General features: G+C 35.0%; 6 protein-coding genes. 4 read left to right on the top strand and 2 right to left on the bottom strand.

The genetic code is table 11. From position 1 onward, the window contains the following. Positions 1-10: 10 nt before the first annotated feature. Positions 11-1147: a glycoside hydrolase family 26 protein gene (locus tag NH26_RS22730; protein ID WP_044220466.1), complete on the bottom strand. Its 1137-nt coding sequence runs from the start codon at positions 1145-1147 to the stop codon at positions 11-13. A gap of 21 nt (positions 1148-1168) precedes the next feature. Then, complete coding sequence (locus NH26_RS22735) at positions 1169-2209, bottom strand: nucleoside hydrolase-like domain-containing protein (RefSeq protein WP_084812337.1); 1041 nt, start codon at positions 2207-2209, stop codon at positions 1169-1171. Between the two features lie 596 nt (positions 2210-2805). On the opposite strand from NH26_RS22735, the gene NH26_RS22740 reads away from it, so the two are divergent. The 4 genes from NH26_RS22740 to NH26_RS22755 all read left to right on the top strand — a co-directional run bounded on the left by NH26_RS22740 (position 2806) and on the right by NH26_RS22755 (position 11272). After that, positions 2806-5847 (top strand): SusC/RagA family TonB-linked outer membrane protein, encoded by a 3042-nt coding sequence (locus NH26_RS22740; protein ID WP_044220461.1) that lies wholly within the window; start codon positions 2806-2808, stop codon positions 5845-5847. Positions 5848-5875: 28 nt separating this feature from the next. Then, positions 5876-7498: a RagB/SusD family nutrient uptake outer membrane protein gene (locus NH26_RS22745; protein ID WP_084812338.1), complete on the top strand. Its 1623-nt coding sequence runs from the start codon at positions 5876-5878 to the stop codon at positions 7496-7498. A gap of 135 nt (positions 7499-7633) precedes the next feature. After that, on the top strand, positions 7634-9358 hold the full coding sequence (locus NH26_RS22750) for a hypothetical protein (protein WP_044220456.1): 1725 nt from the start codon (positions 7634-7636) through the stop codon (positions 9356-9358). A gap of 405 nt (positions 9359-9763) precedes the next feature. Next, on the top strand, positions 9764-11272 hold the full coding sequence (locus NH26_RS22755) for a T9SS type A sorting domain-containing protein (RefSeq protein ID WP_158022012.1): 1509 nt from the start codon (positions 9764-9766) through the stop codon (positions 11270-11272). Positions 11273-11467: the final 195 nt, after the last annotated feature.

The following is an 11467-nucleotide window of genomic DNA, read 5'->3' on the forward strand; positions in this document are numbered from 1 at the left end:
AGTTCCTTAATTAGTTCACCTTCACATTTGATAAATCTGATTCAAAGAGAATACTTGGGTCCTCTTTAAACTCTGTAAAATCTTGAGCAGAGGAATGTCCTTTATAAGGCACATAAAAATGATCTCTCTGTTCTTTTTCATAATTGGCATTTCTCCATAACATCACGTACGCTGCCTTCTTAGTCCACTCATTATGATTCAATTTTTTTAATAGTTTTTTAGTGAAAAATTGATCGTCGGTAACTGCCTCTAAACCAGTCTCTGTAAAAGCACAAATTTTATTTTTCTGATCGGCTAACTTTGCTACAATTTCTAATTCCTTAATTATCCATGCTTCTCTTTCTGGAGTGGCATTAGCTCTAAAAGCTCCATAATCGTCAAAGCCTAAAATGTCTACATATTTATCACCTGGATATCGTTCGAGGTAAGCCTCTTCTGAATTAAAAGCATCAGTAGAATAAACATAGATAATGTTATGAAGGCCTTTTTTATCGCGCAGATATTCAACAGTAAATTGCCACAAAGCAACATAATCTTTGATTTCTACGTTCTTTCCACCCCACCAAAACCAAGAACCATTATGTTCATGCCATGGTCTAAATAATACAGGAATTTTCTTTCCATCAATTTCTAAATCATTGATAAAGTCAGCGAATAGGTCTAGTTTATTTATAAAATCTTGGTGATACTTTCCTCCTTCAAACATTTCGTCTACCACTCTAGTAGTATCCCAAGAACTCGTTTTCTGTTTTAAGTTGATCATATGCCAGCTCAGAGTTGAAATCCCTCCTCTAACATAAGATTCTTTGATGTACCTTTTGATATCAGAAAAAGCAACGCCATCTAAATTTGTTTCATTGCCCATTTCTCCCATATCCCAACCATATAAACCCGGATAATCTCCAGTTACATTTTTCACATCGGAACCATCACCCCACCAATGATAACCATAAGCTAGATCATCTTGATGTCCAAAAACAGTTTGTGCTCTACCACTAACTTCATATAACTTATGATATAAATCTACCGTCTCTTTTGTTGCTTTCTTGTCATTTAATCTTGATGCTTTCTCTTTCTTCTCTGCTATTCCAAAATTGAAAGCGAGAAGTCCAATTAGAAAAGAAGCAGCTATTAATCTCTTTCTCATCATTTTGTCTTTAAAAAATTTTTAATATTTAGTTCCCTTTGTCTTAGAGTATAGTTGAGTCAGGCGATCGACTAATGAAGCATACATCTCATTTTTACGGTTTTGTACACTAAACTTTCTTTCTCTATATACCTGTTCTGCTAATTCCCATGAACTACAAGGGTTTTTGTAATTCCATTTCTTTGTCTCTGCTCGATCCACCCAGTAATTGGGTCTTTCTACAGGAAAAGGTTTGATATAATTTCCTGTCCATCCTCCAAATTCTGGATGATTAGGATGAATAGTTGGATCTAATAAAAACATAAAAGGTATTGCCTTGTCGAGTACTAATGTTGGTTGAGTGTTATTAAGCATGATTTTACCTAATGCACCACATTGCCCAACCTTATTCATAACCTCATTAGAAACTTCCCCTTCCGAGATACCTTTATATGCCCAATCGTTTTCTATCCACCATAAAGATTTAAATCTGTTGTAGATTTCTGTTCGACCCCATCCGTTCCAATTTAGATTACCACAAACATCTTCATCCGGAGATTTAATACCTGTTCCTATCGAAATCAATCGAATTTTATTTTCAATATCTGGGGCTAATAACAAGGCTTCTTTTACCACTTTCATATTACCTAACATCAAAATCCATAAAGGTTGCTCTGTTTTTTGTCTAGCAGCTTGTATAATTTTGATGGCTGCTTTCTCTTTATCCCTACAAACAAGAGAAGCTAAATCTTTAGGTGATGGAAATCTATTTTCATGAAACTGAAAACTGACATTCTCATAGTCTTTTTGATATAAATTGAGTAAATCACTCAATCTATCTGAAGAAGAATCTGAGGGTCTACATGTAATAATTGATTCAATTTGAACAAAATCAGCATACCATAACATATAGACTATTGCATACTCATCGGCCTTATAATACCTAGTTGTATTTATATCTGTAGTAATAATTACTCTGGGCTTCTCTACCTTCGGCGACTCCTTTTGCTGCATATTCTTAGAGCAGGCTCCTACTCCAAAAGAGAACAAAATTAACAACACTATAGAGTACATTCTTTTCATTAAATTACAGATATAAGTCTAGATTTTTTTAGATCACAATTCAAATGTACATCAAACACTAAACAAGGGTAGGGAGATTTTTATTTTTGATGAATACAGTGAAATGAAAGGAAATAAATAACGAGAATTACAAAAGGTTATTTTTTATCACAATATCCATTTTTACATACAATAAAGGGGTTTTTATAGGTTCATATTTTACAATAAAACAAAAATAAAGCAATAAAAAACAACCTAATAAAATGACATTTTTATCAATAAAACTACAAATAGAAAACTGTTAAAATAGTGGGAATATTTATAATTTTCCACTTTTTAATCCATATTGATATATACTCCTTTCAGAAAGAAAGAAAACGAATAGAACTACTTATCTAAAAGAGTAATTTTTCATCAAAAAAGTTAAATTATTCCATAAATAAAATTTCACTATCATGATAAATATATTTTTTTCAACTCCTTTTTGTCAAAAATCAACCTCGGATTAATTAGTGTTCACCCTACATTTGTATACATAACGCCGCGGTTATTTATTATTCTTAATTCAACTAAACTATTTAGGTTGAATAACAACAAAACGATAAAAAGAGATAATCATGCAGATCTTTAAAAATTTTTTTCTGCTGTTCATCGCTATTACACTTTCGATTAGTGCTTACGCACAAGAACGTATAATACAAGGTAGTATTAAAGATGAAACAGATGGACCTCTTCCAGGGGTGAACGTAACTATTGTTGGGAGTTCTACGGGTACGATTACAGATTTTGATGGTAAATTTAAATTAAACATACCTTCAGATGGAACTATTTTAAGATTCTCCTCTATAGGGTATAAAACAACTGAATTAGATGTAGGTTCCAAAACGGAGATCAACATGAATATGGAAGTTGATTTAGAAGAACTAGATGAGGTAGTAGTCATTGGTTATGGTACTGCAAAGAAAAGTGATGTGACTGGATCAGTTTCTACTGTGAAGTCGGAAGAACTTACAGTAATTGCAACTGAAGATGTTAATAAAGCACTTCAAGGTCGTGTTCCAGGTGTTCAAGTAACCAACTCTGGTAACCCTGCAAGTGGATCTAAAGTAAGAGTAAGAGGTATTGGTACTATCAATAATTCCGATCCTTTATATGTTGTTGACGGTTTCCCGATGCAAGATATCTCTCATATTGCTCCTCAAGATGTGGAATCTATGGAAGTATTAAAAGATGCTTCTGCCACAGCAGTGTATGGTTCAAGAGGTGCGAATGGTGTGATTTTAATTTCCACAAAAAAGGGTAAAGCAAGTAGTAAATATACTTATACATTTAATGCTCAATCTGGTGTAAAACAAGCGGCTAATGTTATTGAAATGGCCAATGCATCAGAATATGCTCAACTAGGATTGGAAGCTGGACGTTTTGCTGAGGGAACAGATGAGTTTGAACAATTATCTTATGTTGCTAACGGAAATTATCAAGGTACAGACTGGCAAGATGAACTTTTACGACAAGGCTCTTTCCAAAATTATAACTTTGGTATTAATGGTGGTTCTGAAAAGAATCAATTCAACTTCTCAACATCATATGTTAAGGATGAAGGTATTTTAAAAGGTACTGACTTAGAGAAGTTCTTTGTAAAATTTAATAACAATCACAAGCTAACTCATTGGTTAGACTTTGGACAAAATGTTGCCTATACGCATGCAAATTACTCTTTAACGAACTTGAATGATATCTATTCAAGTCCTCTAACACAGTCTTTATGGGCTGATCCTATCACTCCTGTATTTAATCCTGATGGCAGCTATGCTAGAGCAAATTGGTCGTACAATAACAACCCTGCTCGTATGGCTGATCAAGAACAATACAAAAGATCATTTGATAACAGAATTGTAGGTAACTTCTCTTTGAATGCTAAAGCATCAAAAAATTTATCTTTCACTTCTAACTTTGGAGTAGATTACAGAAATCAATCTCAGAAAATGTATCTACCTGCCTATTATGTTTCTAATGAAGAACAACGAATGACTTCTCAATTAGATGAACATAGAAACATTCGCTTTGACTGGGTTTGGTCTAACTATGCTAACTATACGAAAACGTTTGGTAAACACACTGTTGGTGGAATGGTAGGTATGGAAATGCAATACTTTAGCTACAACAATATGATGGCTACAGGTTTTGATGTTCCATTTAATCCCAACATGAGATATTTAGGTGCAGCAAAAGGATCTGATTTCTTTGCTACTTCTTCTCAAGGTGCTAATGCTTTACAATCTTATTTTGCACGTGCCAATTATGGTTTTGATAACAAATACCTTTTAACGGCAACATTCAGAGCTGATGGTTCTTCTAAATTTGCAGATGGAAATCGTTGGGGCTTCTTCCCTTCTTTCTCTGCTGGATGGAATATGAAAGAAGAGGACTTCTTAAAGCAATCAGATATCGTTTCTCAATTAAAACTAAGAGCCGGATGGGGTGAAGTAGGTAACCAATCTTCAGCGGGTAACAATGATTACTTGTCTACAGTTACTAATAATCTTAGATATGTAGTCGATGGTCAAGTAATCGAAGGTAGAATTCCAACTACACTTTCTAATCCTGATTTAAGATGGGAGTCTGCAGAAATGACCAATGTAGGTTTGGATATGGGATTATTTAATGATCAATTAACCTTTACTGCAGAGTATTTTATTAAAAACACAAAAGATATGGTAGTACCTCAGCCAGTTCCAGATTATGTGGGTGCTAACTCTCCTAATGTGAACGTAGGTACTATGCAGAATAAAGGTTTTGAATTTGCTGTGAATTACAGAAATGTAGAACACGAAGTAAAATGGAATATCGGTGCCAACATTGCAGTAATTAATAATCAAATTACTAACCTAGGTGAAACAGGCCATATTGACGGTGGTTATATCGATAAATTAGGATTCACTACGAGAACAGAAGAAGGACAAGAAGTGGCTTATTTCTATGGATATCAAACTGATGGTATTTTCACTAGTCAATCACAATTAGATGCCCATGTTGATGCAGAAGGAAATCCTCTTCAACCTAACGCTTCAGTAGGTGATGTAAAGTTTGTTGATATTAACGGTGATGGTGTAATTGATGATGACGACAAAACTAACTTAGGTTCGGCTATTCCAACATTTACAGGTTCATTTAATATTGGTGTTGAATATAAAGGATTTGACTTAAATCTATTCTTCACTGGTTCTTACGGTAATGAAGTCGCTAATATTCAAAAGTTCTGGATTGAGGATTCTAATGCTCAGAAAAATCAATCTAAAAATTATTATGATAATCGTTTCCACCCAGAAAACAATCCTAACGGAACGTTGCCAAGAGTGGTATCAGGTGATCCTAATAACAACAGAAGATTCTCTGATCGTTACGTAGAAGATGCTTCTTATTTAAGATTGCAAAACGTACAATTGGGATACTCATTCGCAGATGATCTTTGTAAAAAAATACATGTACAACGTTTAAGAGTGTATGGTTCTGTAGATAACCTTTTCACTTTAACTAATTACAGTGGTTATGATCCAGAAGTTTCTGATCATTACAATGACCCATTAGCACAAGGTGTAGACATTGGCAACTACCCTAAATCAACTACATACTCTTTAGGTATAAATGTTACTTTTTAATCTTCAACCTTAATAAAGAAGAAAGGAAATGAAACTAAAAAATATATTAATTAAAGTATTGGCATGTTCTAGCATGTTGATCGCAACAGCAAGTTGTTCAAGTTTTCTAGATAGAGAGCCTCAAGGACAAGCAGTAGATACTCCAGCATATTATGACGATGTTGAAAATGCACAATTGGCAGTAAATGCTTGTTACCAAGCTATTGCACAAGACCAAGGCGTTGTTGCTCATATGCAAGAATGGATGTTTGGAGAAGTAATGTCTGATAATGCTTGGAAAGGTGGCTCTGATTTTGGAGATATGCAAGATGTTCAGATGCTAAAAGAATGGACTGCCGTAAACGTAAATGCTACTTCACATTCAGCATGGAAAACGTATTACCAAGCTATCCATAGAGCAAATACAGCTATAAAAGGTATTTCTCCTGCTACTAGTTTTGATGAAACAACTAGAGATCAGTTAGTAGGTGAAGCTTTATTTATCAGAGCTTATAGCTACTTCTATTTAGTACGTTTATTTGGTGATGTGCCTTTATTTACTGAACCTGTTTCTCCAGATCAGATTGGAAATGTGGGAAGATCGTCGGTAAAAGATGTATTGACTCAAATTGAAGCTGATTTTTCTGAAGCAGCTGATAAATTAGGCAATAGATCTGAAATGGATCTTGGTAGAGCAACATCTGGAGCTGCTAAGGCCTACTTGGCTAGAGTAATCATGTATGATATAGGTATTTGGAATGCAAATAATCATACTTGGCAAGAAGTATTTGATTTAACTAACGAAGTAATTGCTTCAAGTCAGTATTCTTTGGCCTTCAATTTGGCTGAAGTATTTGAAATAGATGGCGAAAACGGTGTTGGTTCTATCTTCGAAGTGCAACATACTACTTCAAACACAGGATGGGCCAATCAAAATACGGGTTCTAGTTCCCCTATCCTTACAGCACCTAGAGGTACTGGAGATATCAAAGGTTGGGGTTGGGGATTCTTAAATCCATCACAAGATCTTGTAGATGAATTTGAAGCCAATGATCCTCGTTTAGAATGGACAGCTGGTCAAGATGGTCAATTTGCCCATGGTGTCGCTCAAGGTGTTTCTACTTCTCAGTTCTTATCAGGATACTTCCCTAGAAAGGTACTGATGGATCAAGCACTGCGTCCTAACGAACAATCTGATAACCCTCAGAATCAACGTAAATTCAGATACGCAGATTTATTATTAATGAATGCGGAAGCTGCTTATCATACTGGAAATGAATCTATGGCTCGCCAAAGAGTAAATGAGGTAAGAGATAGAGCAAGAAAAATGACCTACCCTAAGGGCTGGAATGAAAGTGATAATACTTATTCTGATAGAGATAATTCGGCAGCACTTCCAGAAGTAACCGCCTCAGGTAATCTACTAATAGAAGCTATCCTTCATGAAAGAAGAGTGGAGTTATCTTTGGAAGGGTTAAGGTTCTGGGACTTACTGAGAACAGGTCAATTAGAAACTGCTCTTCAAAAAGATAATATAGGCTACAGAGAAGACCTTACTGGTGCTACAGTAGTGAGTAATATGGAAGGTAAGAAATTAAACGGCATTCCTGTTTTACCTATTCCTGCTGCTGAAGTAGCTTCATTTGGATTATCACAAAACCCTGGCTACTAATAATAAATGGGGCTGTTTTAACTACTATTTACTTGTTAATTGGATAAGTTCAAATGACATTCCTCGACCATTAAATCGTAACTATAGTAAAAGTAACAGCCCCATATTTCTTCACTAGAATTTAGATTAGAAATAATGAATATTATAAAAAAAATACATAAGGTGACATTCGGAATAGCCTTCTTAGGGATGGCTTTCGGAATAGAGTCTTGTACTTCTCAAAAAGAGTACAATCAATCAAATGATATCAGTTATCCTCAACCAACAATTGTTGAATCTAACTTGCAAAACCCTACTGTAATTGGAGAACCATTTGTTGTCGTTGGTGAAAATTTCAAAAATGCTCAAGTTTACTTAGGTGATACTCCTTGCTCAAGTATAGTGGTAAGTGCCTCTGAAGATACTATTAAAGCTAACCTTCCAAGAATCTTTGACATCTCTCATTTAAGAGTGATCAATGCTTACAAACAAGAAGTTCTTTCTGAAGCAGAATATACTCCTGTATATCCCCTTACAGAAAATGTAGAATACCCCACTTTTATTACAAGAGGGCAGGTATTTGCCATAAAAGGGACAAATGTAGATTTAATCTATAAAGTAATTATTGATGGTCAAACGGTTGAGGTAGACGGTTCGAAAGGTAATCCTTCTCAAATCAATGTTCTTGCTCCAAGTAGCTTAGCTGATGAAGTGGTCATTAGTGTTTTTACTTACAATGAAGACTCTAATGTACCTGATTCTAAATCGATTACTGTAGAAGATGCAGGTGAATTTTTCGATCCTGTTCCTCCATATGTACTTTTTGATTTTGAAGATGGTGTTAACCCTTATGAACCTGGTGATGTGACTCCTGAAAATGGTTTGGATGCGGGATCAGGTATTTCTAAAGGCAGAGGTGACCACTACTTAACTGTTAGAAAAGCAGATGCTGATGGTTGGACATCTTGGATGGGACAACTTTATTATGGTAACCCTATTGATTTAGTCACTTTTACAGATCCACACTTGAGTTTCCAAATCAACTCGGAAACTTCTCAGGGATATTTCCAGTTAGAAGTAGGACAAAATGATACTAAAAATGGTGCTGACTTTAAACCTGGCTTTACAGGAAATGAAGGAGATAATTATGTATTCCGTGCTACTAATAACGAATGGCAATGGGTAACAGTACGACTTAAAGATCTTGAACTTTCTGATTGGGGCGGTGGTTTAGAAGCCATTGATATCAAAGGTACTTTAGATTTTGTAAAACTATCTTACAAACAAGGTAATGGTGCAAACCCTTTCATTCTAAACTTGGATAATGTCATGATTACTGATGGCCCTGTAATTGTCTCTCATGATTTAGAAGACTTCGAAACTTCTACTTACAAATGGGATGATAACGGTGGTGGAGCCACTCATGGAATTGATGGTGGTAGCATGGCTGCCCATATTGGTGACCATTATTTAAATGTTCATTTAAACGGAGCGACAGGTTGGAATTGGACAGGTGCTTTACAAATGGATAACTCGAATAACTTGGACCTTTCGGGAGTAACAGATCCACACCTTTCATTCTGGGTAAATACAGGAGATGCAAAAGGTAACCTTCAATTCGAAATTTTCCAGAATGCAACAAAATTTGGAGGAAATATCGATACTGAGAATTACTTTGTTCAAACCAATGGAGAATGGCAATTGTATACATTCAGATTAAGTACAATGGCTTGGAGTAATTGGGGCGGCGACGCTGAAAAACCAGACTTTGGTGGCACTTTAGATTACATCGCAATTGGTTTCTCTACTGGTAATATTGATGGAGAACGTTATGAAGTGAATTTAGATGGGGTTGTCATCTCTGATGGACCAATGTTCTAAGATTCTTTCTTGATAATATAACTCCTGTTCGACTATGGTTGAGCAGGAGTTTTTTTCATCTCTCTTTTTTGCTCTAAAATAAATTTGATAATTAACCTTGTTCATGATAGAACATCAATCATTTATATAAAAAATCAACGATTCTATTTCTACCTAAATAACAATGTACAAAAACATCCATTTACCATATGTTTATTCAAGGCTTCCTCTAAATAAAAAAAAATTTACCCCCTATAACTTTACAAGTACCACTAAATAAAACCTCAAAATTCAGTTTTTGTCTAGTTTAAATCTTTGCTTACACATCATAAAAACACTTATTTGACACCGAAATGAAGATGCTATTTCTAAATTAAAAACTTTAATCAAGCCTCATACGACAAGGCCCAACTTAACTTATTTGAAATGAAATATTATTATTTAATCTTACTCTCATTCTTAATGGGACAAATTGCTAACGCCCAAGAATGGAAGAATATTCCTGTACCTGCATGGGCGGGACAAGGTAAAACTTGGGAACTTCAGAGTAACCTTTCTGATGATTTCAACTATAACTTCAATGCTGTCAACTACAGATCAAATTTTGGTAATGGGAAATGGTATAACTTTTACCATAATGCTTGGGATGGTCCTGGAACTACTTATTGGAAGCACAATAGAGTAAAAGTAGATGGAGACAATCTTGTCATTACTGTAGCTAAAAGCAACAACACTACAAAAATGGGTATTCCAGGTGTTTTTTCTGGCTGTGTTACCTCTAATAAAAGAGTAGTCTACCCCGTTTATGTGGAATCTGCTATTAGTGTTGCCAACATTTCTTTAGCATCATGTTTTTGGCTATTGAGTCCCGACGATACTCAAGAAATTGATATCATTGAAAACTATGGTAATGTTCCATGGTTCAAGCAATTTACGCACATTAGTCATCACTCATTTATACGTACTCCTTTTACTGATTATCAACCAAGAGATTGGAATAGTTGGTATAATGACAATCGTGTTACAGCCAACTATGGCTGGGGGGATTGGTGTTGGAACAATGGCAATAGACGTTATGTAAGAATGGGTGTCTATTGGGTGGGTCCAAAACATTTTGAATATTATATCGATGGAAAATTGGTAAGAGTAATGTACAGAAATGCTACTGCGACTAAAGTTAATGGTACATGGCAATATCAATATTTCAATGCAATGAATGGTAAATTCCCTACCAATAATACTAATGGATATACTGCCGTAACAACTTATGCTACTAGTACCAACTATAACTTTTCCACTATTCAAGCAGCAAGTAATAATTCTAGAGGAATTAGTGTTATCGATCCTGGGAATTTCCAAGGAGGTAATGGTTTTACTAAAGCAATGGATATTATTATTAATGTAGAATCTCAACAGTGGTTGGCTTTAAACCACACTCCTTCTAATGCCGATTTAGCTAGTCCGGCTAGAAATCAAATGAAGGTAGACTGGGTAAGAGTATACAAACCAAAAAGTAATTCAGGTGGTGGATCTAATGGTACAACATGTGCAAATGCACCTACTTACAATGGTAATTCAAATAGCTACTCTGCTGGCCAATATGCTATTAACGGAGGCATTTTATACAGAAAAAGAAGTGATGGACAATGGGATTTAATCACCAATTGTAATAGTTCTTCTAGAATAACGGAGTTAGTTACAGTAGATATTCCTGTAGCTCAAATAAGCTTATCACCTAACCCAGCAGAAGGATTGGTTAAAATAAGTGGACTTGGAGAAGGGACTTATCAAGCGAACATTTTGACTTTACAGGGACAAATTATCTCTTCTCAAACTGTAAGTAGAGAATCAAATACTTTACATACGGATGCCCTTTCTTCGGGGGTTTATATTGTTAGAGTAGCTGATCAAGCTCAAAAACTGATCATCCGTTAATTCTGTAAATCATCTTCATTTTTAGAAGAGGCCGTTTCGTAATTATCCAATCAATAAAATTAATACCTTTATTGAATAGATAAATATGGGACAGCCTCCTTTAAATTTTTAGATTAAAACATCTCATTCCTGACTTGTTCTTTAAAAACTCTTTTATCGATAGCAGGAAAAGAAGAATATTATCCATCGGTTTTT

The sequence above is a fragment of the Flammeovirga pacifica genome (genome assembly GCF_000807855.2).
Taxonomy (GTDB): Bacteria; Bacteroidota; Bacteroidia; order Cytophagales; family Flammeovirgaceae; genus Flammeovirga; species Flammeovirga pacifica.

What these genes read in the sequence shown, in the direction of transcription:
- NH26_RS22730 (WP_044220466.1), bottom strand. Translation starts at nt 1,147, where the DNA reads ATGAGAAAGAGATTAATAGCTGCTTCTTTTCTAATTGGACTTCTCGCT.
- NH26_RS22735 (WP_084812337.1), bottom strand. Translation starts at nt 2,209, where the DNA reads ATGAAAAGAATGTACTCTATAGTGTTGTTAATTTTGTTCTCTTTTGGA.
- NH26_RS22740 (WP_044220461.1), top strand. Translation starts at nt 2,806, where the DNA reads ATGCAGATCTTTAAAAATTTTTTTCTGCTGTTCATCGCTATTACACTT.
- NH26_RS22745 (WP_084812338.1), top strand. Translation starts at nt 5,876, where the DNA reads ATGAAACTAAAAAATATATTAATTAAAGTATTGGCATGTTCTAGCATG.
- NH26_RS22750 (WP_044220456.1), top strand. Translation starts at nt 7,634, where the DNA reads ATGAATATTATAAAAAAAATACATAAGGTGACATTCGGAATAGCCTTC.
- NH26_RS22755 (WP_158022012.1), top strand. Translation starts at nt 9,764, where the DNA reads ATGAAATATTATTATTTAATCTTACTCTCATTCTTAATGGGACAAATT.